Annotated in this window: 18 protein-coding genes; 13 read left to right on the forward strand and 5 right to left on the reverse strand. The window is 58.2% G+C overall.

Annotated features, from left to right (window positions below; all coding sequences use genetic code 11):
• The first annotated feature begins 30 nt into the window (after positions 1–30).
• The 3 genes from thiB to thiQ are packed head-to-tail and all read left to right on the forward strand — an operon-like array spanning position 31 to position 3285.
• Complete coding sequence (gene thiB / locus ABLV17_RS14790; RefSeq protein ID WP_213317254.1) at positions 31–1014, forward strand: thiamine ABC transporter substrate binding subunit; 984 nt, start codon at positions 31–33, stop codon at positions 1012–1014.
• Positions 990–2600, forward strand: coding sequence for a thiamine/thiamine pyrophosphate ABC transporter permease ThiP (gene thiP, locus ABLV17_RS14795; RefSeq protein WP_308957710.1), 1611 nt, complete (start codon positions 990–992; stop codon positions 2598–2600). Before thiB ends, thiP begins: the two co-directional genes overlap by 25 nt.
• Positions 2584–3285 (forward strand): thiamine ABC transporter ATP-binding protein ThiQ, encoded by a 702-nt coding sequence (thiQ, locus tag ABLV17_RS14800; RefSeq protein ID WP_308957711.1) that lies wholly within the window; start codon positions 2584–2586, stop codon positions 3283–3285. The genes thiP and thiQ overlap by 17 nt, the downstream gene beginning before the upstream one ends.
• Here the strand turns inward: thiQ and ABLV17_RS14805 are convergent.
• Together ABLV17_RS14805 and araC are read right to left on the reverse strand one after the other, a co-directional pair.
• Positions 3272–4039, reverse strand: a complete 768-nt coding sequence (locus ABLV17_RS14805) for a DedA family protein (protein ID WP_308957712.1) — start codon at positions 4037–4039, stop codon at positions 3272–3274. The genes thiQ and ABLV17_RS14805 overlap by 14 nt on opposite strands.
• A gap of 128 nt (positions 4040–4167) precedes the next feature.
• Positions 4168–5013 carry an arabinose operon transcriptional regulator AraC gene (gene araC / locus ABLV17_RS14810; protein ID WP_015368277.1) on the reverse strand — a complete coding sequence of 282 codons (846 nt, stop codon included), beginning with the start codon at positions 5011–5013 and terminating at the stop codon, positions 4168–4170.
• 336 nt (positions 5014–5349) lie between these two features.
• Between araC and araB the strand changes: the two genes are divergently transcribed.
• The 6 genes from araB to rluA all read left to right on the forward strand — a co-directional run bounded on the left by araB (position 5350) and on the right by rluA (position 15468).
• The gene (araB, locus tag ABLV17_RS14815; protein ID WP_113374403.1) at positions 5350–7059 is read left to right on the forward strand and encodes a ribulokinase; all 1710 of its coding nucleotides are present in this window, start codon (positions 5350–5352) and stop codon (positions 7057–7059) included.
• A gap of 10 nt (positions 7060–7069) precedes the next feature.
• Positions 7070–8572: an L-arabinose isomerase gene (gene araA, locus ABLV17_RS14820; RefSeq protein ID WP_308957713.1), complete on the forward strand. Its 1503-nt coding sequence runs from the start codon at positions 7070–7072 to the stop codon at positions 8570–8572.
• A 53-nt stretch (positions 8573–8625) separates the two neighbouring features.
• A complete protein-coding gene (araD, locus tag ABLV17_RS14825) occupies positions 8626–9321 on the forward strand; it encodes an L-ribulose-5-phosphate 4-epimerase (protein ID WP_113374401.1) in 696 nt (231 codons plus the stop codon).
• Positions 9322–9400: 79 nt separating this feature from the next.
• Positions 9401–11758, forward strand: a complete 2358-nt coding sequence (polB, locus tag ABLV17_RS14830; protein ID WP_308957714.1) for a DNA polymerase II — start codon at positions 9401–9403, stop codon at positions 11756–11758.
• Positions 11759–11889: 131 nt separating this feature from the next.
• Entirely contained in the window at positions 11890–14796 is a 2907-nt protein-coding gene (gene rapA / locus ABLV17_RS14835; protein ID WP_087860909.1) for an RNA polymerase-associated protein RapA, read from the forward strand.
• 12 nt (positions 14797–14808) lie between these two features.
• Complete coding sequence (rluA, locus tag ABLV17_RS14840) at positions 14809–15468, forward strand: bifunctional tRNA pseudouridine(32) synthase/23S rRNA pseudouridine(746) synthase RluA (RefSeq protein ID WP_002888348.1); 660 nt, start codon at positions 14809–14811, stop codon at positions 15466–15468.
• Between the two features lie 62 nt (positions 15469–15530).
• Here the strand turns inward: rluA and citX are convergent, their stop codons facing one another.
• Both citX and ABLV17_RS14850 read right to left on the reverse strand, forming a co-directional pair.
• On the reverse strand, positions 15531–16070 hold the full coding sequence (gene citX / locus ABLV17_RS14845; protein ID WP_113374398.1) for a citrate lyase holo-[acyl-carrier protein] synthase: 540 nt from the start codon (positions 16068–16070) through the stop codon (positions 15531–15533).
• A 169-nt stretch (positions 16071–16239) separates the two neighbouring features.
• Positions 16240–17604: a 2-hydroxycarboxylate transporter family protein gene (locus ABLV17_RS14850; RefSeq protein WP_015368284.1), complete on the reverse strand. Its 1365-nt coding sequence runs from the start codon at positions 17602–17604 to the stop codon at positions 16240–16242.
• A gap of 275 nt (positions 17605–17879) precedes the next feature.
• Between ABLV17_RS14850 and ABLV17_RS14855 the strand changes: the two genes are divergently transcribed.
• Complete coding sequence (locus ABLV17_RS14855; protein ID WP_087860912.1) at positions 17880–19505, forward strand: sensor histidine kinase; 1626 nt, start codon at positions 17880–17882, stop codon at positions 19503–19505.
• The gene (locus ABLV17_RS14860; RefSeq protein WP_045397296.1) at positions 19495–20193 is read left to right on the forward strand and encodes a response regulator; all 699 of its coding nucleotides are present in this window, start codon (positions 19495–19497) and stop codon (positions 20191–20193) included. The genes ABLV17_RS14855 and ABLV17_RS14860 overlap by 11 nt, the downstream gene beginning before the upstream one ends.
• A gap of 32 nt (positions 20194–20225) precedes the next feature.
• Here ABLV17_RS14860 and djlA read toward each other — a convergent pair whose 3' ends face one another.
• Positions 20226–21053, reverse strand: a complete 828-nt coding sequence (djlA, locus tag ABLV17_RS14865) for a co-chaperone DjlA (protein WP_015704375.1) — start codon at positions 21051–21053, stop codon at positions 20226–20228.
• Positions 21054–21294: 241 nt separating this feature from the next.
• Here djlA and lptD point away from each other — a divergent pair, with 241 nt between their 5' ends.
• Together lptD and surA are read left to right on the forward strand one after the other, a co-directional pair.
• Positions 21295–23640 carry an LPS assembly protein LptD gene (gene lptD / locus ABLV17_RS14870; RefSeq protein ID WP_032713339.1) on the forward strand — a complete coding sequence of 782 codons (2346 nt, stop codon included), beginning with the start codon at positions 21295–21297 and terminating at the stop codon, positions 23638–23640.
• A 54-nt stretch (positions 23641–23694) separates the two neighbouring features.
• The gene (gene surA / locus ABLV17_RS14875) at positions 23695–24981 is read left to right on the forward strand and encodes a peptidylprolyl isomerase SurA (protein ID WP_015368289.1); all 1287 of its coding nucleotides are present in this window, start codon (positions 23695–23697) and stop codon (positions 24979–24981) included.
• Positions 24982–25053 lie beyond the last annotated feature (72 nt).

The raw sequence follows: 25053 nt of genomic DNA on the forward strand, positions 1-25053 counted from the left end.
CCTTTGCCTCCCCATATATTGAGGTGCAAAGTGTTGAAAAAACTGCTTCCCCTGCTGGCGCTGGTCGCCGCCCCGGTCTTTGCTAAACCGGTCCTGACCGTTTACACCTACGATTCATTCTCTGCCGACTGGGGACCTGGCCCGGCGGTTAAAAAGGCATTTGAGGCCGATTGCGGCTGCGAACTGAAATATGTCGCCCTCGAAGATGGCGTATCGCTGCTTAACCGGCTGCGAATGGAAGGCAAAAACAGCAAAGCCGATGTCGTACTCGGCCTTGATAACAATCTGCTGGCAGCCGCGGCGCAGAGCAAACTGTTTGCCAAAAGCGGCGTGCCGGCCAGCGCAGTCTCCGTACCCGGCGGCTGGGATAATGACACCTTCGTGCCTTACGACTACGGCTACTTCGCCTTCGTATATGACAAAAACAAGCTGAAAAACCCGCCGAAAAGCCTGAAAGAGCTGGTCGAGAGCCCGCAGAAATGGCGCGTGATCTACGAAGACCCGCGCACCAGTACGCCGGGGCTCGGTCTGCTGCTGTGGATGCAAAAAGTGTATGGCGATAAGGCGCCGGAAGCCTGGCAGAAGCTGGCGGCCAAAACCGTCACCGTCACCAAGGGCTGGAGCGAAGCCTACGGCCTGTTCCTGAAAGGCGAAAGCGACCTGGTGTTGAGCTACACCACCTCGCCGGCTTATCACCTCATCGAAGAGAAAAAAGATAATTATGCCGCGGCGAACTTTACCGAAGGCCACTATCTGCAGGTTGAAGTCGCCGCACGTACCGCCGCCAGCAAGCAACCGGAACTGGCGGAGAAGTTCCTGAAATTTATGGTCTCACCAGGCTTCCAGAACGCCATTCCCACCGGCAACTGGATGTACCCGGTAACCCAGGTCGCGCTGCCGGCCGGCTTCAATACGCTAACCAAACCGCAAACCACGCTGCAGTTCACCCCGCAGCAGGTCGCTGCTGAACGTCAAAACTGGATCGGTTCATGGCAACGCGCCGTCAGCCGCTAAGTTTCGGCTGGCTGATCCCCGGCGCCGCGGCGGCTTTCTTACTGGTCATCGTAGCGCTGGCGGCGTTTCTGGCGCTGTGGCTGGAAGCGCCGCAGGCGCCCTGGCAGACGATCCTCAGCGATAGCTATCTCTGGCACGTCGTACGCTTTTCTTTCTGGCAGGCGTTTTTGTCGGCGCTATTTTCCGTGGTGCCGGCGATATTCCTCGCCCGCGCCCTGTATCGCCGCCGCTTTCCGGGGCGCACGCTGCTGCTGCGCCTGTGCGCGATGACGTTGATCCTGCCGGTACTGGTGGCGGTGTTCGGCATCCTCAGCGTCTATGGCCGCCAGGGGTGGCTCGCCGCGCTGTTCCACGCGCTCGGCTGGCAGTGGGATTTCTCGCCATACGGCTTACAGGGTATCCTGTTGGCCCATGTGTTCTTTAATATGCCGATGGCGACCCGCCTGCTGCTGCAGGCGCTGGAAAACATTCCCGGCGAACAGCGGCAGATCGCCGCTCAGCTCGGGATGCGCGGTTTCGTCTTCTTCCGTCTTGTGGAATGGCCGTGGCTGCGTCGGCAGATCCCGCCGGTGGCCGCGCTGATTTTTATGCTGTGCTTCGCAAGTTTCGCCACCGTGCTGTCACTAGGCGGCGGGCCGCGGGCCACCACCATTGAGCTGGCTATCTATCAGGCGCTAAGCTTTGATTACGACCCGGCGCGGGCGGCGCTGTTAGCGATTATTCAAATGATCTGCTGCCTTGGGCTGGTGCTGCTGAGCCAGCGCCTGAGCAAAGCCGTGGCGATCGGCGCCAGTCAGGTGCAAGGCTGGCGCGACCCCGACGACCGTCTGCATAGTCGCCTGTGTGATTACGCGCTGATCGCCGTCGCTCTGCTGTTGCTGCTACCGCCGCTACTGGCGGTGATCGTCGATGGGCTCAACGTCAATCTGCCGAAGGTGCTGGGCCAAGCCGCACTGTGGCAGGCGCTGTGGACCTCGCTGCGTATCGCTATCGCCGCCGGACTGCTCAGCGTTATCCTGACCATGATGCTGCTGTGGAGCAGCCGCGAACTGCGCGCCCGCAACCTGCCGCTGGCCGGGCAGACGCTGGAACTCAGCGGTATGCTTATTCTTGCCATGCCGGGGATTGTGCTGGCGACCGGCTTCTTCCTGCTGCTCAATAACAGTATTGGCCTGCCGGAATCCGCCGACGGGATTGTCATCTTTACCAACGCGCTGATGGCAATCCCCTATGCCCTGAAGGTGCTGGAAAACCCAATGCGCGATATTGCCGTCCGCTATGGCGCCCTGTGTCAGTCGTTGGGGCTACGAGGTTTTAACCGGCTGCGGGTGGTGGAGCTGCGGGCGCTGAAACGGCCGCTGGCGCAGGCCCTGGCTTTCGCCTGCGTGCTGTCGATTGGCGACTTCGGCGTGGTGGCGCTGTTCGGCAATGAATCCTTCCGCACGCTGCCTTTCTATCTGTATCAGCAGATCGGCTCCTACCGCAGCCAGGACGGCGCGGTCACCGCGCTCCTGCTCCTGCTGCTGTGCTTTATCCTTTTTACTTTGATCGAGAAACTACCGGGACGCGATGCTAAAACTCAATGATGTCACCTGGCTGTATCAGCATTTGCCGATGCGATTTACGCTCAGAGTCGAGCGCGGAGAGCGCATCGCCGTGCTCGGTCCCAGCGGCGCCGGAAAGAGCACGCTGCTGAATCTGATTGCCGGGTTTCTGCCCCCCGCCAGCGGTAGCCTGCTGATCGACGGCGAGAAGCATAACGCCACGCCGCCGGCGCAGCGTCCGGTTTCTATGCTGTTTCAGGAGAACAACCTGTTTAACCATCTCACCGTCCGGCAGAATATTGGCCTCGGCATCCACCCCGGCCTTAAGCTGAACCGCGAGCAGCACGCGCAGGTCATGGCGATAGCCGGGCAGATGGGAATGGATACATTGCTGGATCGCTTGCCTGGCGAGCTATCCGGCGGCCAGCGGCAGCGGGCGGCGCTGGCCCGCTGTCTGGTACGCCAACAGCCGGTGCTGCTGCTTGATGAACCCTTCTCAGCGCTCGATCCGGCGCTGCGTCAGGAGATGCTGACGCTGGTCGCCGATGTCTGTCAGCGGCAGCAGTTGACGCTGTTGATGGTATCGCACAGCGTGGAGGATGCGGCGCGCATTGCGCCTCGTTCCATCGTGGTCGCCGAAGGGCGCATTGCCTGGGACGGCGCCACTGACGATCTGTTAAGTGGCAACAGCAGCGCCTCGGCGCTGTTGGGAATTAGCGCGAAATGACCTTATGCAGGATCTCAAGATAGACCGGCATCAGGGGATGGCGGAAAACAAATGTTAGCGCCGCTACCGCCAGCGCCGCCATCAACGGCGCCAGCCACAGCAGGCGTCCGCGCGGTAGCCAACGGGTCAGGCGATCGCCGGAGGTTTTCGCGCTCCGCCACAGCCGCCAGCACAGCCAGCCCGCCAGCCACGCCAGCAGCGCCGCGCCCAGCAGCAGCCATTTGAAGCTGGCGCTGTTTTCATCGGCAGGAATATCAATCGCCGCCCCCGCCAGAATACCGGGGAGGAAATAGAGCGGCGGCCAGAGCAGGCAGCCAATAATATTCGGCAGCACGAACTTCGCCACCGGCAGGTCGAGCATCCCGGCCACCATCGGCACCAGCGGCCGCGTCGGCCCGACAAAGCGGCCAATCAGAATCGTCACCATGCTGTGCTGGTGCAGCGCGTGTTCGGTTTTCTCCAGCAGCGCGCGATTTTTTTTCATAAACGACCAGCGGTGTAACGGCTTTTTAAAGCGCCAGCCGAGCCAGAATGAGATCCAGTCTCCCAACAGGCAGCCGACAATCCCCGCCAGCCACGCCTGCCAGAAGTTAACTTCGCCGCTGCCGATGAGCGCCCCCAGACCAGCCATCATAACCGTGCCGGGTAAGATAAGCCCCACCAGCGCCAGCGACTCAAGAAATGCCACCAGCATCACGGCTATCAACGAGTAGATCGTGGATTGGGTGATAAAGTGTTCCAGCAATGCCTGCATAATGTACCCGGTTAAAAAACGAAGCCCGGATTCTCCGGAGCCGTCACGTCGTCGTCAAGCCACCAATTGTCTTAATAGTTTACTGGCTGTGACATTTAAGCGGGTCATCATTTCACTTTCTTTACTTTTTATTCACATCCTGCGCGGAATTCACTGGGGCTGGCGCCGGTGCATTTTTTAAAGACCCGCGAAAAATAGAGCTGATCTTCGAAGCCAACATTGCGGCCGACGCTGGCAATCGGCATCCGGGTAGTACTCAACAGCAGTTTAGCCTGGCTAATTCGCTGATCTTCCCGCCAGCCAAGTACGCTTATCCCCAACTGCTGGCGAAACAGATGCGACAAACGAGAAGGTGACAAACAGACGTGCTGGGCGACGCTGGCGATATCGAAATGGCTGTCCGCCAGATGGTCGCTGATGTACTGGCAGGCGTCGCGCACCCGGTTATCCAGCGGCGGATGCAGCGATTCGTTAATCGCCTCCATGCGCCGCAGTAGCAGCTGTTCCAGCAGGTTAATCGCCAGCAGTTCGGAATAACGCCCCGCCCCCTGTCCGGCATCGACAATCTGCCCGAATAGTTCGCCAAACCGCGCCTGCCATTGTTCATCCGGGCGGAAGAAACCGGTATGGGCGAAGATCGTCGGCCAGTTGAGCCATTCATGCCAGTAGGCGCGTGGGCGGAAATAGACCCACTGGTGATACCACTCGCTGGCGTCGGGATGGCGGCCATAGTGATGAATCTCCCCCGGCGGAAACAGCAGCATATCGCCGGGGCGACAAACGAACTGTTCGCCGTGGTTGTTAATCACCCCCTCGCCGCGGATCGTCAGGTTGAGAATATAGCCTTTCATGCCCAGCGGACGGTCGATAAAGAAATCGAGATATCCCTGCGCCTCAATCGGCGTCAGGCCGGTGACCAGATGGGCGTTAAAGGAATAGCCCGGAAGCAGCGGATCGTTTTGCGTTTCGGCCATAAGCGTCGTTCTCCACGAGGTATTTTTGACACCAATTGTCCATATTCATCATTTTATCGCCATCCGCGCCGTTGCGACTGCGATACCGGTGGGAATTTAGACAAAAACCCGCACGGCGAGCGAAAAAAGCGCTACCAGCACGCATTTCGCGTTGATACAGCGCATAACAAAAGTGTCTATAAATACGGCAGGAAAGTCCACATCGAATATTTGCACGGCGTCACACTTTGCGTGGTGACAGCAATATAGTCCATAAGATTAGCGAATACGGCCTGACGGATTTATCCGGGGATATCTACTGTTGCTGCATGAATGATTTCAGCATGGAGTAACAAGATGGCAATTGCTATTGGCCTCGATTTTGGTAGTGACTCAGTACGCGCGCTGGCGGTGGAATGCGCTACCGGCGCGGAACTGGCCGCGAGCGTAGAGTGGTATCCACGCTGGCAGGAAGGGCTGTTCTGCGATGGGCCGAATAACCGCTTCCGCCATCACCCGCGCGATTACATTGAATCCATGGAATCGGCGCTGAAAAGCGTACTGGCGGCATTAAGCGCTGAACAACGGGCGACGGTGGTCGGTATCGGCGTCGACAGCACCGGCTCAACCCCAGCGCCGATTGATGCTGATGGAAACGTGCTGGCGCTGCGCGAAGAGTTCGCTGACAACCCGAACGCCATGTTCGTGCTGTGGAAAGATCATACCGCGGTGGAAGAGGCGGAGGCCATCACCCGCCTGTGCCACACGCCGGGTAAAGAAGATTACTCGCGCTATATCGGCGGCATCTACTCCAGCGAATGGTTCTGGGCCAAGATCCTCCACGTCACGCGCGAAGATAGCGCCGTCGCGCAGGCCGCGGCGTCGTGGATTGAGCTTTGTGACTGGGTGCCCGCCCTGCTTTCCGGCACCACCCGCCCGCAGGATATCCGTCGCGGTCGCTGTAGCGCCGGACACAAATCGTTGTGGCACGAGAGCTGGGGCGGACTGCCGCCCGCCAGCTTCTTCGACGAACTCGACCCGATTATTAACCGCCACCTTGCCTGGCCGCTGTTCCGCGACACCTGGACTGCGGATCTCCCCGTCGGCAATCTGACCGCCGAATGGGCGCAGCGCCTCGGCCTGCCGGAGACGGTGGTCATTTCCGGCGGCGCCTTCGATTGCCATATGGGCGCGGTCGGCGCCGGCGCGCAGCCTAACGCATTGGTTAAAGTGATCGGCACCTCCACCTGCGACATTCTGATCGCCGATAAACAGAGCGTGGGCAACCGCACGGTAAAAGGTATCTGCGGCCAGGTGGACGGCAGCGTGGTGCCGGATTTCATCGGTATGGAGGCCGGTCAGTCGGCATTCGGCGATATCTATGCCTGGTTTGGCCGCATTCTCGGCTGGCCGCTGGAACAGCTTGCCCAACAGCACCCTGAATTGCGCGAGCCAATCAAAGCCAGTCAAAAACAGCTGCTGCCGGCGCTCACCGAAGCCTGGGCCAATAATCCGTCCCTCGATCACCTGCCGGTGGTGCTGGACTGGTTCAACGGTCGCCGCACGCCGAACGCCAACCAGCGGCTGAAAGGCGTTATTACCGATTTAAATCTGGCCACCGACGCCCCGGCGCTGTTTGGCGGGCTCATTGCCGCCACCGCCTTCGGCGCCCGCGCCATTATGGAGTGCTTCACCGAGCAGGGCATTCCGGTGAATAACGTGATGGCGCTCGGCGGCATCGCGCGCAAGAACCAGGTCATCATGCAGGCCTGCTGCGACGTCCTGAACCGTCCGCTGCAGATTGTCGCCTCCGATCAGTGCTGCGCGTTGGGCGCCGCCATCTTCGCCGCCGTCGCCGCAGGCGTCTATCCGGATATCCCCGCCGCGCAGCGCAACATGGCAAGCGAGGTGGAAAACACCCTGCAGCCGCGCGCGCAACAGGCGCAGCGTTTCGAACAACTGTATCAGCGCTACCAGCAGTGGTCGGCTAGCGCGGAACAACACTATCTCCCTTCGGCTGCAAAGGCGGAAAACGCCCCGCAATCTCCGGCAGCGCTCACCCATTAAGGATACGAAAATGACGATTTTTGATAACTATGAAGTATGGTTCGTAATTGGCAGCCAGCACCTGTATGGCCAGGAGACCCTGCGCCAGGTAACGAAACATGCCGAACATGTGGTGAATAGCCTGAATGCGGAAGCAAAACTGCCGTGCAAGCTGGTGCTAAAACCGCTCGGCACCACGCCGGATGAAATCACGCATATTTGCCGCGACGCCAACTACGATGATAAATGCGCCGGATTGGTGGTCTGGCTGCACACCTTCTCACCGGCGAAAATGTGGATCAACGGCCTGACGCTCCTCAACAAGCCGCTGCTGCAGTTCCATACCCAATTCAACGCCTCCCTGCCGTGGGACAGCATTGATATGGACTTTATGAACCTTAACCAGACCGCTCACGGCGGCCGCGAATTCGGCTTTATCGGCGCGCGCATGCGCCAGCAGCACAGCGTCGTCACCGGCCACTGGCAGGATAAAGAAGCGCACCAGCGCATCGGCGCGTGGATGCGCCAGGCGGTTTCGAAGCAGGATACCCGTCATCTGAAAGTGTGCCGCTTCGGCGATAACATGCGCGAAGTGGCGGTAACCGACGGCGATAAAGTGGCGGCGCAGATTAAGTTCGGCTTTTCGGTCAATACCTGGGCGGTCGGCGATCTGGTGCAGGTGGTGAATAGCATCAGCGACGGCGATATCAACGCGCTGGTCGATGAATACGAAAGCAGCTACCGCCTGACGCCAGCAGCGCAGGTGCACGGCGATAAGCGCCAGAACGTGCTGGACGCCGCGCGCATCGAACTGGGGATGAAACGCTTCCTTGAACACGGCGGTTTCCACGCCTTTACCACCACCTTTGAAGACCTTCACGGCCTGAAACAGCTGCCGGGTCTCGCCGTACAGCGCCTGATGCAGCAGGGCTACGGCTTTGCCGGCGAAGGCGACTGGAAAACCGCCGCTCTGCTACGCATCATGAAAGTGATGTCGACCGGTCTGCAGGGCGGCACCTCCTTTATGGAGGATTACACCTATCACTTCGACAACGGCAACGATCTGGTGCTGGGCTCGCACATGCTGGAAGTGTGCCCGACTATCGCTACCGCCGAGAAACCGATCCTCGACGTCCAGCCGCTGGGAATTGGCGGTAAGGCCGATCCGGCCCGTCTGATCTTCAACACCCAAACCGGCCCGGCGATCGTCGCCAGCCTGATTGATTTAGGCGATCGCTTCCGCCTGCTGGTCAACACCATCGAAACCGTCGCGACGCCGCACGATCTGCCGAAGCTGCCGGTGGCCAACGCGCTGTGGCAGGCGCAGCCGGATCTGCGCACCGCGTCGGAAGCCTGGATCATCGCCGGCGGCGCGCACCATACCGTCTTCAGCCATGCGTTAACCCTCGACGATATGCGCCAGTTTGCCGAGCTGCAGGATATTGAGCTGGCCGTCATCGACAACGATACCCGCCTGCCGTCGTTCAAAGACGCGCTGCGCTGGAATGAAGTCTATTACGGTAGCAAACGCTAAGCGCACAAGCAGAATGCCCGATGACAATCCGCTCATCGGGCAGGGAGAACAAGATGTTAGAAGATCTCAAACGCCAGGTGCTGGAGGCCAACTTAGCGCTACCGCAGCATAATCTGGTGACCTTAACCTGGGGTAACGTCAGCGCCGTCGATCGTGACAAAGGGGTATTGGTTATTAAACCCTCCGGCGTGGATTACGGCCTGATGACCGCTGACGACATGGTCGTCGTCAGTCTGGAGACCGGTGACGTGGTGGAAGGCAACAAGAAACCCTCTTCCGATACGCCGACCCATCGCCTGCTATACCAGGCGTTTCCGTCGCTTGGGGGGATTGTGCATACCCATTCGCGCCACGCCACCATCTGGGCGCAGGCCGGACAATCTATTCCGGCGACCGGCACCACCCACGCAGACTATTTTTATGGCCCGGTCCCCTGCACCCGGTTGATGACCGATGCGGAGATCAACGGCGAATATGAGTGGGAAACCGGCAACGTGATTGTCGAAACCTTCCGTCAGCAGGGAATCGATCCGGCGCAAATGCCCGGCGTGCTGGTGCATTCCCACGGCCCGTTCGCCTGGGGTAAAAACGCCGAAGATGCGGTGCACAATGCCATCGTGCTGGAGGAGATCGCCTATATGGGAATTTTCTGCCGCCAGCTGGCGCCGCAACTGCCGGATATGCAGCAGACGCTGCTCGATAAGCACTATCTGCGTAAACACGGGGCCAAAGCCTACTACGGCCAGTAATCACCCCTGTATAAAACCCCAGCACCCATCATGAAACCAGGCTATAATCAGGCCTGGTTTTTTATCGTTGAGAGCACGCGTGACGCAGCCGCAAGCAGGATTTTTACTCACCCGTCACTGGCGGGATACCCCGCAGGGAACGGAACTGGCCTTCTGGCTGGCGACCGATAACGGCCCGCTGCAGGTCACGCTGCCGCCGCAGGAATCCGTCGCGTTTATTCCCGAAGCGCAGCGGTCGCAGGCTGAACGTCTGCTGCAGGGTGAAAACGGCTATCGTCTGGCCCCGCTTGCGCTAATAGATTTCCATCGCCAGCCGGTTTTCGGCCTGTACTGCCGCGCGCATCGCCAGCTGATGCGGCTGGAAAAAAAGCTGCGTGAAAACGGCGTCACCGTTTACGAAGGCGATATCCGCCCGCCGGAGCGCTACCTGATGGAGCGCTTTATCACCGCCCCGGTGTGGGTAGAAGGCGAAACGCGCGGTTCGCAGCTGGTTAACGCGCGCATGAAACCTAATCCGGATTACCGCCCGCCGCTGAAATGGGTCTCGCTGGATATCGAAACCAGCCGCCACGGCGAGCTCTACTGCATCGGCCTGGAAGGCTGCGGCCAGCGGGTGGTCTACATGTTAGGCCCCGAGCCCGCCACGCCGCCGGATGTGGGCTTCAGCCTGGTCTATGTCGCCAGCCGCCCGCTGCTGCTGGAAAAGCTCAACGCCTGGTTTGCCGAACACGATCCCGACGTGCTGATCGGCTGGAATGTGGTGCAGTTCGATCTGCGGGTCCTGCAAAAACACGCCGAGCGCTACCGCATCCCGCTGCTGCTCGGCCGCGGCAATAGCGAGCTGGAGTGGCGCGAGCACGGTTTTAAGAACGGCGTCTTTTTCGCCCAGGCCAACGGCCGGCTGATTATCGACGGTATCGAAGCGCTAAAATCGGCGTTCTGGAACTTCTCCTCATTTTCACTCGAGGCCGTCGCCCGTGAGCTGCTGGGCGAAGGCAAAGCTATCGACAATCCGTGGGATCGGATGGACGAAATCGATCGCCGCTTCCATGAAGATAAACCGGCGCTGGCGACCTATAACCTACAGGATTGCGAGCTGGTGACGCGGATCTTCCACAAAACGGAGATCATGCCATTTCTGCTCGAACGGGCGACGGTCAACGGTCTGCCCGCCGATCGCCACGGCGGATCGGTCGCTGCCTTCAGCCATCTCTATTTCCCGCGCATGCACCGGCTGGGCTACGTGGCGCCGAATCTCGGCGAAGTTCCCCCGCAGGCCAGTCCCGGCGGCTACGTCATGGACTCCCGCCCCGGCCTGTATGACTCTGTGCTGGTGCTGGACTACAAAAGCCTGTATCCGTCGATCATCCGCACCTTTTTAATCGACCCAGTCGGCCTGGTTGAGGGACTGGCGCAGCCCGATGACCGCCACAGCACCGAAGGGTTTCTCGGCGCCCGCTTCTCGCGCGAAAAGCACTGCCTGCCAGGCATCGTCGGGCAGATCTGGCACGGCCGCGATGAAGCCAAGCGTCAGCACAATAAGCCGCTGTCGCAGGCGCTGAAGATCATCATGAACGCCTTTTACGGCGTGCTGGGGACCAGCGCCTGCCGCTTTTTCGATCCACGGCTGGCGTCGTCGATCACCATGCGCGGCCACGCGATCATGCGCCAGACCAAAGCGCTGATTGAAGCCCAGGGCTATGACGTTATCTACGGCGATACCGACTCCACCTTCGTCTGGCTCAAGCGCCCGCATAGCGAAGCGCAGGCGGCGGAAATCGGCCGCAAACTGGTTGCCTATGTCAACGACTGGTGGGCGCATGAACTGAGCAAAAGCCAGCTGACCAGCGCGCTGGAGCTGGAGTATGAAACCCATTTTTGCCGCTTTTTAATGCCGACGATCCGCGGCGCCGATACCGGCAGTAAAAAGCGTTATGCTGGGATGATTCAGGAAGGCAATGCCCAGCGCATGGTGTTCAAGGGGCTGGAGACGGTACGCACCGACTGGACGCCGCTGGCCCAGCAGTTTCAACAGGAGCTGTACCTGCGCATCTTCCGCCATCAGCCGTATCAGGATTATGTTCGGGAGACTATCGCCAGGCTGATGAACGGCGAGCTCGATGAGCAGCTGGTTTATCGCAAGCGCCTGCGCCGACCGCTGGCGGAGTATCAACGCAACGTGCCGCCGCACGTGCGCGCCGCGAGGCTTGCCGATGAACACAACGTGAAGCTTGGGCGGGCGCAGCAGTATCAGCAGCGCGGCACCATTAAATACGTCTGGACTACCGGCGGCCCGGAGCCGGTGGATTACCAGCAGTCGCCGCTCGATTACGATCACTATCTGTCAAAGCAATTGCAGCCGGTGGCGGAAGGAATCCTTCCCTTCGTCAACGACGACTTTGCTACAATAGTGACAGGGCAACTGGGGCTATTTTGACAGGTGACTAACACCGCGGCATCCAGTACCATAGCGCCCTTTCCATTCCTGGACCCAATTTTGATTCCTCAGCGTAACTATGCTGAGGATGCACTATTGCCTGCAATTAAAGAACAAAGAGCCGAACACATATGCCTTTTACACTTGGTCAACGCTGGATTAGCGATACAGAGAGCGAACTAGGACTAGGGACAGTGGTAGCGCTGGATGCGCGCATGGTCACTCTCCTTTTCCCCGCCATCGGCGAAAACCGTCTGTACTCTCGCAACGATTCCCCGATCACCCGCGTAATGTTTAACCCGGGCGATACCATTACCAGCCACGAAGGCTGGCAGCTCCACGTTGACGAAGTAAATGAAGAAAACGGGCTGCTGTCCTACACCGGCACCCGCCTGGATACGCAAGAAGAAAATGTTACCCTGCGCGAAGTCCTGCTCGACAGCAAGCTGGCCTTCAGCAAGCCGCAGGACCGCCTGTTCGCAGGGCAAATCGACCGAATGGACCGCTTTGCCCTGCGCTACCGCGCGCGTAAGTTCCAGAGCGAACAGTACCGCATGCCGTGGAGCGGCCTGCGCGGCCAGCGCACCAGCCTGATCCCGCATCAGTTGAACATCGCCCACGACGTAGGCCGTCGTCACGCGCCGCGCGTTCTGCTGGCCGATGAAGTGGGCTTAGGTAAAACCATCGAAGCCGGGATGATCCTGCACCAGCAGCTGCTCTCCGGCGCCGCCGAGCGCGTGCTGATCGTGGTCCCGGAAACCCTCCAGCACCAGTGGCTGGTGGAAATGCTGCGCCGCTTCAACCTGCGTTTCTCGCTGTTTGACGACGAACGCTATGCCGAAGCGCAGCACGACGCCTACAACCCGTTCGAAACCGAACAGCTGGTTATCTGTTCCTTAGACTTCGTGCGCCGCAGCAAGCAGCGCCTGGAGCACCTGTGCGACGCCGAGTGGGACCTGATGGTGGTCGATGAAGCGCACCACCTGGTGTGGAGCGAAGAGGCGCCGAGCCGTGAATATCAGGCTATTGAACAGCTGGCCGAACGCGTGCCGGGCATTCTGTTGCTGACCGCGACGCCGGAACAGCTGGGCATGGAGAGCCACTTTGCGCGCCTGCGTCTGCTGGATCCAAACCGCTTCCACGATTTTGAACAGTTTGTTGAAGAACAACAAAACTATCGCCCGGTCGCCGACGCCGTCGCCCTGCTGCTGGCAGGCAACAAGCTGAACGATAATGAACTCAACACCCTTGGCGATCTGATCGGCGAACAGGACATCGAGCCGCTGCTGCAGGCTGCCAACAGCGATCGTGAAGATGCTCAGGCCGCGCGCCAGGAGCTGGTTTCGATGCTGATGGACCGCCACGGCACCAGCCGCGTACTGTTCCGTAACACCCGTAACGGCGTGAAAGGTTTCCCGAAACGCGAGCTGCACACTATTCGCCTGCCGCTGCCGACCCAGTACCAGACGGCCATCAAGGTCTCCGGCATCATGGGCGCGCGCAAAACCGCGGAAGAGCGCGCGCGCGACATGCTCTATCCGGAGCAGATCTATCAGGAGTTTGAAGGCGATACCGGCACCTGGTGGAACTTCGATCCGCGCGTCGAGTGGCTGATGGGTTACCTGACCAGCCACCGTTCGCAGAAGGTGCTGGTGATTTGCGCCAAGGCCGCCACCGCGCTGCAGCTGGAGCAAGTACTGCGCGAGCGCGAAGGTATTCGCGCCGCGGTATTCCATGAAGGCATGTCGATTATCGAACGCGACCGCGCCGCGGCGTGGTTTGCTGAAGAAGACACCGGCGCGCAGGTGCTGCTGTGTTCCGAAATCGGCTCCGAAGGGCGTAACTTCCAGTTCGCCAGCAACCTGGTCATGTTCGATCTGCCGTTTAACCCGGATCTGCTGGAGCAGCGTATTGGCCGTCTCGACCGTATCGGCCAGGCGCACGATATCCAGATCCACGTGCCGTATCTGGAAAAAACCGCGCAGTCGGTGCTGGTGCGCTGGTATCACGAAGGGCTCGACGCCTTCGAACATACCTGCCCGACCGGTCGTACCGTCTACGATAGCGTTCACGACGACCTGATTAACTACCTTGCCGCGCCGGAATCCACCGATGGTTTTGACGATCTGATCAAATCCTGCCGCCAGCAGCATGAAGCGCTGAAAGCGCAGCTGGAACAGGGCCGCGACCGTCTGCTGGAGATCCACTCCAACGGCGGCGAAAAAGCGCAGGCCCTGGCGGAGAGCATCGAAGAGCAGGATGACGATACCAGCCTGATCGCCTTCTCGATGAACCTGTTCGATATCGTCGGCATCAACCAGGATGACCGCGGCGAAAACCTGATCGTCCTGACTCCATCCGATCATATGCTGGTGCCGGATTTCCCGGGCCTGCCGGAAGATGGCTGCACCATCACCTTCGAGCGTGACGTGGCGCTGTCGCGTGAAGACGCGCAGTTCATCACCTGGGAACACCCGCTGATTCGCAACGGTCTGGATCTGATCCTCTCCGGCGATACCGGCAGCAGCACCATTTCTCTGCTGAAGAACAAGGCCCTGCCGGTCGGCACGCTGCTGCTGGAGCTAATCTACGTCGTCGAAGCGCAGGCGCCGAAGCAATTACAGCTTAACCGCTTCCTGCCGGCGACCCCGGTTCGCATGCTGCTGGATAAAAACGGCAACAACCTCGCCGCGCAGGTGGAGTTCGAAAGCTTCAACCGCCAGCTGAGCGCGGTCAATCGCCACACTGGCAGCAAGCTGGTCAATGCGGTGCAGCAGGACGTTCACGCGATTCTGCAACAGGGCGAAGCGCAGATAGCCAAAGCGGCGCAGGCGCTGATCGACGCGGCGCGTAACGAAGCCGATGATAAACTGACGGCGGAACTGTCGCGTCTCGAAGCTCTGAAAGCGGTGAACCCGAACATCCGTGACGACGAACTGGCGGCGATCGAAAGCAACCGCCAGCAGGTGATGGATGCGCTGGCGCAGGCAGGATGGCGTCTGGACGCGCTGCGTCTGATCGTCGTCACTCACCAGTAACGGAACGCGAAAATGGCGATGGAAAACTACAATCCGCCGCAGGATCCCTGGCTGGTGATTTTGTATCAGGATGAGCACATTATGGTGGTCAACAAGCCGAGCGGCTTGTTGTCCGTGCCCGGCAGGCTGGAGGAGCATAAGGATAGCGTGATGACGCGTATCCAGCGCGATTTCCCGCAGGCCGAATCGGTGCATCGCCTGGATATGGCCACCAGCGGCGTGATTGTGGTGGCGCTGAATAAGGCCGCCGAGCGTGAACTGAAACGTCAGTTCCGCGAGCGCGAGCCGAAGAAGCAGTACGTCGCCCGCGTCTGGGGTCATCCGCAGCCTGCGGAAGGCCTGGTGGATTTACCGCTGATTTGCGACTGGCCGAACCGACCAAAGCAGAAGGTGTGTTATGAAACCGGCAAAGCGGCGCAAACCGAGTATGAGGTGCTGGAGTACGCGGAGGACAACACCGCCCGCGTGCGCCTGAAGCCGATTACCGGGCGCTCGCATCAGCTTCGCGTGCATATGCTGGCGTTGGGACATCCGATCCTCGGCGATCGCTTTTACGCCACGCCGGAGGCGCTGGCGATGGCCCCGCGCCTGCTACTGCACGCCGAAACGTTAACCATCACCCATCCCGCTTACGGCAACGCGATGACCTTCCGCGCGCCGATCGACTTTTAAGTCGTTATCCGGACGCCCCCGGTTGCGCTTCGCCGCCGGGGAAATCTCTAACGCAAACGCGATTAATCGCGGGCGAACCACGCATCAATCATCTGCTCAACGCGAGCGACCACCAGCTCGGTGTCGTGACGACGGCTGCGCGCGCAAGCGTGGGCCGGCTCATCGCACAGCAAGCAGCGGCGCATCGATTCGCCCTGTGCCTGGCGGCTAATCAGCCCCGCTTGCGGACAAATGACATCGATATCCCACAGGCGACCCAGCGGATGATTCTGTTCCAGTTCGCTGCATAGCGCTTTGATCTCTTCCGCGGAGTGCTCAACGCACCACATCGCTTCCGGGCCGGTAGGCAGCCACAACACCTGGCGGTCGAGCGTTTTCCAGCGCTGCTGCCACAGAAGTTGGTCACAGGCCTGCAGCGCAACACCCATCATATTGCGATAGCGAATACTGTCTTTTACCGCCCCTGGCGTTACCAGGGTGAGAGAAATGACCGGTTGTTGATAATGGTTGAGCCAGTCTTGTTGACGGGCTGCGCGCTGCTCTTTCGCCGCCAGCAGATTTTCCATGCTGACGCCCGCCCGGGCGGGAGTATGCACTGACATTCTTTCCTCTCCTTTAATGATCAAAAAGGCAGCTCGGAGCTGCCGTCGCTATCGCGGATAACGCCGCCTATTGTATCGCTAATTGCACAGAATTTAGGACGCAGGACAAAGAAATTTTCTTCGTCCTGCGGAGGGAAATGGCAGTTTTTGCTATTAGCGCAGAACTAAATCACGATAAGAAATGACTTAAGAACAGCAGCCCTAACGACACATTAATCGCGCCGCCGATACGGGTGGCTATCTGAGCAAACGGCATCAGGTTCATACGGTTGCCGGAAGTCAGAATAGCGACGTCGCCGGTGCCGCCCTGCCCGCTCTGGCAACAGGAGACAATCGCCACGTCGACCGGATGCATCCCCATTTTCTTGCCGACGAAGAACCCGGTGGCCACCAGCGCCGACACGGTGCAGACAATGACCAGCAGGTTGGTCAGCGTGAAGGCGTTTACCAGCTCCTGCCACGGGGTAATCGCCACGCCGACGGCAAACAGAATCGGATAAGTCACCGCGGTGCGGAAGAATTTATACACCACCTGCGAGCCCTCCTGCAGACGCGGCGAAACCACATTCGCCAGCTTCAGCAGCACCGCGAGGAACAGCATGCCAACCGGCGCCGGCAGGCCAATCAATTTGTGTCCCAGCATGCCCATCATATACAGCAGCACCGCCAGCAGCGCGCCGGAGGCCAGCGTCGCCACATCCGTTTTACCGCCAAATCCTTCGCTTTCGCTCAGGCTGCGGGTTTCATTACTGCGGTTAGGCATTAGCTGGCCTTCGCCGGTCAAATGTGGGAAGCGCTTACCGAGCTGGTTCAAACAGCCGGCAATGACGATCGCCGTCAGGCTGCCCAGCATCACCATCGGCAGCACGCGTCCCAGCGCAACGCCCTGATCCATATGCATCAGCGCCGCATAGCCAATCGACAGCGGGATAGCCCCTTCGCCCACGCCGCCGGCCATAATCGGCAGCACGATAAAGAAGAAGACCTGGAACGGATCCATCCCCAACAGGCTGCCAACTCCCACGCCGACCAACATACCGACGACCTCGCCGCACAGCATCGGCAGGAAGATCTTCAGGAACCCCTGAATCAGCGTGGTGCGGTTCATGCTCATAATGCTGCCAACGATAATGCAGCAGATGTAGAGATAAAGAATATTGGTCGATTTATAGAATTTGGTGGTGGATTCAACCACCACATCCGGCAGCAGGCCGTAATGGACCAGCGCGGAAGGAATAAAGGTGGCACAAATCGCCGCCGCGCCAAGCTTGCCGAGTACCGGCAGGCGCTTGCCGAACTCGCCGCAGGCGAAACCGAAGAAGGCCAGCGTCGCCACCATCACCACGATATCGCTCGGCAGCTTGCCGCCAAGGCAATCCAGCGCGATAAGACCACCGGCCAGCAAAAATAGCGGCAGCGGGATAATCCCCACTTTCCAGCTATCCATCACGTGCCACCAGCGCTGCTTCAACGAGGCTTTCGGTTTGTTAATAGGTTCAAGGGTTGCAGAGAATGCGTTGTCTGTGGTGCTCATAAATTCAGCCCTGTAGTTATTATTCCTGTTCAGGGTAGAGGGCCGGGCGCGCGGTTAATGTGAGAGGGGGCAGATTAAAAAAGAAGTTTTAATGGTCGTTATGGTTTTTATGGTTTCTATTGACTCTAGTGATATATATCTAATTTCTTAGCGTGGTTTTTATGGTTTTTTTATTAACCGGATAATTACCCTTTATAAATAGGCGCCAGTAGATAAATTGTCCTTCTGGCCGCTGACGATATCGTTACCGCATCTCAAATACTGTGCGCATAACTATGAAAGTTTCATTTCAATTTAAGCTGTTCATCTCCCTGGTGGCCTTTTTCTCCATCTTATTCGCTCTGCTTGGCGTTTATTATTATCTTGACGCCAGCCGCCAGCTGTATCAGGAAATGAGCGCCAGGGCGAAAATTCAGGCCGAAGAGATTGCGCTGATGCCCAATCTGCGCCAGCAGGTCAGCCTGCACGATCCGCAGGCTATCGGCGCCTTCATGAAGCAAATCGCCGCCCACAGCGACGCCAGCTTTATCGTCATCGGCGATGATAAAGGCGTACACCTTTTTCATTCCGTACACCCGGAATGGGTCGGCACGCGCTTAGTGGGTGGCGATAACCAGGCGGTGCTGGAAGGCAAAACTATCACCACCATCCGTAAAGGCGGTTTGGGCGTCTCACTTCGCAGTAAAACGCCCATTGTCGATGACAACGGGCGGGTGATCGGCATTGTCTCCGTTGGCTATCTGACCAGCTATCTCGATAGCATCACCGTGCAAAAGGTGGTGAATATTTTTGTCGCCGCCATTCTGTTGCTGATCGCCCTGTTTATCTTCTCCTGGTATTTTACCCGCAGCATTAAAAAGCAGATTTTTTCGCTGGAGCCGCGCGAAATTGGCCTGCTGGTACGCCAGCAAAAAGCGATGATGGAATCGATTTTCGAAGGGGTTATCGTTATCGACAGCCAGCGACGGATTGAAGTGATTAACCACGCCGCCCGCAGCCTGCTGGGGCTTAAGCAGCCCGCGCATCTGCTGCGCGGCAAATCGATTGATAGCGTGATCGCCCCGCAGCCGTTTTTCGCCAGCAGCGCGATGCTGGCGAACGATACGCACGATGAACTGTGTCGCTTTAACCAGCTGACGGTACTCGCCAGCCGGGTGCGCATCATGCTGGAAAACTCGCTACAGGGCTGGGTGATCACCTTCCGCGACCGCGATGAAATTAACGCCCTCACCGCTCAGCTCAGCCAGGTGAAACGCTATGTCGATAACCTGCGCATTATGCGCCACGAACAGCTCAACCGCATGACCACGCTCTCCGGCCTGCTGCATATGGGCCACTACGACGAAGCTATTCGCTATATACAGGCGCAATCGGAGCATGCCCAGGAGCTACTGGACTTCATCTCCTCGCGATTTCGTTCGCCGACGCTGTGCGGCCTGCTGCTGGGTAAAGCCACCCGCGCCTATGAAAAAGGCGTTGAGCTGAGCTTTGATCCGGCCTGTCGTATCGATCGCCCGCTGTCGTCGCTGATGGAGTCGGAACTTATTTCGATCATCGGCAATCTGCTGGATAACGCCATTGAAGCCACGCAACGCGCCGAACTACCGCACGAACCGGTCGAGGTACTGATTCAACTCAACGCCCGCGAGCTGATGATTGAGGTGGCCGACCGCGGTGTCGGTATCCGCCCGGATATTCGCGAGCGTATTTTTGAGCGCGGAGTGACGACAAAAACCCGTGGCGATCACGGTATTGGTCTGTATCTTATTGAACATTATGTGACTCAGGCTGGCGGCACGATTGAAGTCGCCGATAACGCGCCGCGCGGAACGATATTTACCCTGTTTATTCCCGCTGACCCGCCAGCCCATCCGCAACCGGAGGCCAACGATGCATCATGATTTGGTCGATGTGCTGATCATCGAAGATGAAAACGAGCTGGCCCGACTGCACGCCGAGCTCATTCAGAAACACCCGCGCATGCGGCTGGCGGGAATGGCCGCCTCGCTTTCTCAGGCGCGGCAGATGCTCAACGCCAGGCCGCCGCAGCTGGTCCTGCTGGATAATTATCTGCCGGACGGCAAAGGCGTCACGCTGATGACCGACCCGATTCTGGCCAACGCCAATTGTTCGGTCATTTTCATCACCGCCGCCAGCGATATGGAAACCTGCAGCCAGGCGATACGCAACGGCGCCTTCGACTACATTCTCAAACCGGTTTCGTGGAAACGCCTGAGCCAGTCGCTGGAGCGCTTTATTCAGTTTTACGACCAGCAGCGGGAATGGAAAATCGTCGATCAGCAAAACGTTGATTCCCTTTATCAGCTGCAGGCTAAAAATTTTCGCGCCGATAACGGCAGCAAAGGCATCGAGGAAAAGACCCTGGCGCTGGTGCAGAATTTATTTCATGGCCGCGAAACGCACTGCTTTTCAGTGGACGAAGTGGTCAGCGAAACCGGACTGAGCAAGACCACCGCCCGTCGTTATCTCGAGCACTGCGTGGAAGTGAGTTTTCTGGAAGTGGAAATGCTGTACGGAAAAATTGGCCACCCGCGGCGGATGTATCGCCGCGCGCAGGGCGCGAACTAAGGCTTCTCCATGAAGGAGAAGCCTTACGGGATTCAGAAGCCGCGCTGCTCTTTGATAAGCTCCCAGGCTTTCTGGATTTCCTGCGCTTTCTGTTTCGCCATTTCCATCATCTCCGGCGGCAGCCCTTTGGCCACCAGCTTGTCCGGGTGATGTTCGCTCATTAGTTTACGGTAAGCGCGCTTGACGGTTGTAGCATCATCGGTCGGCTTGACGCCGAGAACATTACAAGCGTCTTCAAGCGTCGGGCCGCGCTGTGCCTGCTGCCAGCCGCCATTGCCGCCGCGCTGACCATAGGATTGCTGCTGCGAGCCGCCGCCGAACTGCGCGCCGCCCTGCATCATGCGCAGGAACTGCTCAAACTGCGCACGCGAGATACCAAGCTCGTCGGCGATAACAAACAACACTTCGCGTTCATTGGGATGTAATTCGCCGTCGGCGAAGGCTGCCTGCAGCTGAATTTCCAGAAACATCCTAATTAAATCGAAGCGACCGAAACAGACGCTTCGCAGCTGGCGCATTTTCTCGCGCAGCGGGTAATTATCGGCCTTTCCGGCGCGAAATGCCTGCTGCGCCGCGGTGCGCGACTCGCCGTGCAGGTTCATACGATCCATCAGCACATTCGCCACATGAATATCGGCTTCCGTCACGCGCCCTTTCGATTTGGTCAAATGTCCCATCACTTCAAACGTGGTGGAAAAGAACAGCGACTGCCGTTCCTGCTGGTTGGCAAATAAATTCAGTCGACGGCTACGGGCCCGGTCAAACATATGCCCGACTAAAAAGCCAAGCACCACGCCCCAGAAGCCGCCGCCCATCAATAATGCAACCGCGACACCAATCACTTTACCCAAATACTGCATAGACTCCCCAATCTTTGTGCTACCAGTTAAGCTATATATGACCGCACGTTACCAAGCGTTGACGCCACGGTCATGTGGGACATCGCCTATAATTTGCTTTATCATACTCGCCATTCTACACGGTGCCTAACGCTCAGAAACGAAACGAGCGGATTAAGACTAGCGCGATTAAGATGAGTACGTTAGGCTCTGACCGTTTGCAAGCCGCTGCCACAAGATGACGGAACAACAAATAAAACGTATGAAAAAACGTATCCCCAGCCTCCTGGCCACCATGATCGCCAGCGCCTTGTATAGCCAACAGGGCATGGCCGCCGATCTCGCCACGCAATGTATGCTTGGCGTGCCAAGCTATAATCGTCCTCTCGTTGAAGGAAAGCCTAACGATCAACCGGTAACGATTGACGCCGATCATGCGAAAGGCAACTACCCTGATAATGCCGTGTTTACCGGCAACGTTGATATTAATCAGGGGAATAGTCGCCTGCAGGCCGACGAGGTGCAGTTGCATCAGCAGCAGCCGGCGGGCCAACCGCAGCCGGTGCGTACCGTTGATGCGCTTGGCAACGTTCACTATGACGACAACCAGGTCATTCTGAAGGGGCCGAAGGCGTGGTCGAACCTGAACACCAAAGATACTAACGTCTGGAAAGGCGACTATCAGATGGTTGGCCGTCAGGGGCGCGGTACCGCCGACCTGATGAAGCAGCGCGGCGAAAACCGCTATACCATTCTGGAAAACGGCAGCTTCACCTCCTGTCTGCCGGGTTCTGATACCTGGAGCGTCGTCGGCAGCGAAGTTATCCATGACCGCGAAGAGCAGGTTGCCGAAATCTGGAACGCGCGCTTTAAGCTGGGTTCCGTCCCTATTTTTTATAGCCCGTATCTGCAGCTGCCTGTCGGCGATAAGCGCCGCTCCGGCTTCCTGATCCCCAACGCCAAATACAGCACTAAAAATGGCGTTGAGTTCTCGCTGCCCTATTACTGGAATATCGCGCCGAACTTCGACGCCACCATTACGCCGCACTATATGAATAAACGCGGCGGCGTAATGTGGGAAAACGAATTCCGCTATCTGACCCAGGCGGGCGCAGGTTTATTCGAATTCGATTACCTGCCTTCCGATAAAGTGTACGAAGACGATCACTCCAACGACAGCAACAGCCGCCGCTGGATGTTCTACTGGAACCACAACGCGGTTATCGATCAGGTGTGGCGTCTGAACGCCGACTACACCAAAGTCAGCGACCCGGATTACTTTAACGACTTCAGCTCTAAGTACGGCTCCAGTACCGACGGCTACGCGACGCAGAAATTCAGCGCCGGTTACGTTAACCAGAACTTTGACGCCACCGTGTCGACCAAGCAGTTCCAGGTCTTCGACCGTAGCTCGAGCAACTCCTACGCTGCTGAGCCTCAGCTCGATATTAACGCCTACCAGAATGATGTCGGTCCGTTCGATACCCATCTGTATGCGCAGGCGGTGCACTTCGTCAACACCAACGGCGATATGCCGGAAGCGACGCGCCTGCACATGGAGCCGACGATCAACCTGCCGCTGTCTAACGGCTGGGGAAGCATCAATACCGAGGCGAAGCTGCTGGCGACCCACTATCAGCAGAGTAACCTCGATCAGTACAACACCGCTAACGGTACCGATTACAAAGATTCGGTTAACCGCGTGATGCCGCAGTTCAAAATCGACGGCAAAATGGTCTTCGAACGCGATATGCAGGAAGGGTATACCCAGACCCTGGAACCGCGCATGCAGTATCTGTATATCCCGTATCGCGACCAGAGCCACATTGGCGTCTACGACTCGACCCTGCTGCAGTCCGACTATAGCGGCCTGTTCCGCGACCGCTCCTACAGCGGCCTTGACCGTATCGCGTCAGCCAACCAGGTCACCACCGGCGTCACATCTCGCGTATATGATGACGCGGCCGTTGAACGTTTTAATATTTCCGTTGGTCAAATCTACTATTTCACCGAGTCTCGTACCGGTGCGGACAACATCAACTGGGAGAATAACGACACCACGGGTTCACTGGTCTGGGCCGGCGATACTTACTGGCGCATCACCGATAACTGGGGTTTACGCGGGGGGATCCAGTACGATACGCGTCTGGATAACGTCGCAACCGGCAACGGAACCATTGAATACCGCCGCGACGAAAACCGCTTAGTGCAACTGAACTACCGTTACGCGAGTCCGGAATATATTCAGGCGACGCTGCCTTCGTATTCCACCGCTCAGCAGTATAAAGAGGGTATTTCTCAGGTGGGAATGACCGCAAGCTGGCCGATTGTCGATCGTTGGTCAGTGGTCGGCGCGTACTACTTCGATACCAATACCAAAAAAGCGGCTAACCAGATGTTAGGGGTACAGTATAACTCTTGCTGCTACGCTATCCGCCTTGGCTACGAACGTAAGATCAACGGCTGGGATAACAACAACGGCGGCGAAAGCAAATACGACAACACCTTCGGTATCAACATCGAACTGCGTGGTCTGAGCTCCAACTATGGTCTTGGCACCCAGCAGATGCTGCGCTCGAACATTTTGCCGTACCAGAGCTCGCTGTAAGGCGTCTGGTTTAAAACGTAATCCGCATTTGCGGTTAATTGAAATGGAAAAAGTATGAAGAACTGGAAAACGCTGCTTCTCGGTATCGCCATGATCGCGAATACCAGTTTCGCCGCCCCGCAGGTGGTCGATAAAGTAGCGGCTGTCGTCAATAATGGCGTTGTTCTGGAAAGCGACGTCGATGGTCTGATGCAGTCGGTGAAGCTCAACGCTGGTCAGGCGGGACAGCAGCTGCCGGATGACGCGACCCTGCGTCATCAGATCCTCGAAAGATTGATCATGGACCAGATCGTTCTGCAAATGGGTCAGAAAATGGGCGTGAAAGTCAGCGACGATCAGCTTGACCAGGCCATTGCCAACATCGCCAAACAGAACAACATGTCGATGGATCAGATGCGTAGCCGTCTGGCCTATGAAGGCATCAACTACAACACCTACCGTAATCAGATCCGTAAAGAGATGCTGATTTCGGAAGTACGTAACAACGAAGTGCGCCGCCGCATCACCGTGCTGCCGCAGGAAGTTGAAGCGCTGGCCAAGCAGATTGGCGATCAGAACGATGCCAGCACCGAACTCAACCTGAGCCATATTCTGATCGCGCTGCCGGAAAACCCGACCTCCGATCAGGTTGCGGCTGCGGAAGAGCAGGCGAAGTCCGTCGTTGAACAGGCCCGTAGCGGCGCTAACTTCGGCAAACTGGCTATCACCTATTCCGCTGACCAGCAGGCGCTGAAAGGCGGCCAGATGGGTTGGGGCCGTATTCAGGAGCTGCCGGGTATCTTCGCTCAGGCGCTGAGCACCGCGAAGAAAGGCGATGTTGTCGGTCCGATTCGTTCCGGCGTCGGCTTCCATATCCTGAAAGTTAACGATATGCGCGGCGGCAGCCAGAACATCTCCGTCACCGAAGTCCATGCCCGCCACATCCTGCTGAAGCCGTCGCCGATCATGAACGACGCGCAGGCCCAGGCGAAGCTGGAACAGATTGCCGCTGACATTAAGAGCGGTAAGACCACTTTCGATAAAGCGGCGAAAGAGTTTTCCCAGGATCCGGGTTCCGCCAATCAGGGCGGCGACTTAGGCTGGGCGACGCCGGATATCTTCGATCCCGCGTTCCGCGATGCGCTGATGCGCCTCAACAAAGGCCAGACTAGCGGCCCGGTTCACTCCTCTTTCGGCTGGCACCTGATCCAACTGATGGATACCCGCAACGTCGACAGAACCGACGCCGCGCAGAAGGACCGTGCTTACCGCATGCTGATGAACCGCAAATTCTCTGAAGAAGCGGCCACCTGGATGCAGGAACAGCGCGCCAGCGCTTACGTCAAAATTCTGAGCAACTAAAGCTCTCCCCTCTCCACGCCTTAAAGGCGTATCGGGAGGGTAGACCGGTCGCCCCAGCAACGGCCAGTCTCT

The sequence above is a fragment of the Klebsiella sp. CN_Kp091 genome (genome assembly GCF_040065095.1).
GTDB classification, from domain to species: Bacteria; Pseudomonadota; Gammaproteobacteria; order Enterobacterales; family Enterobacteriaceae; genus Klebsiella; species Klebsiella aerogenes.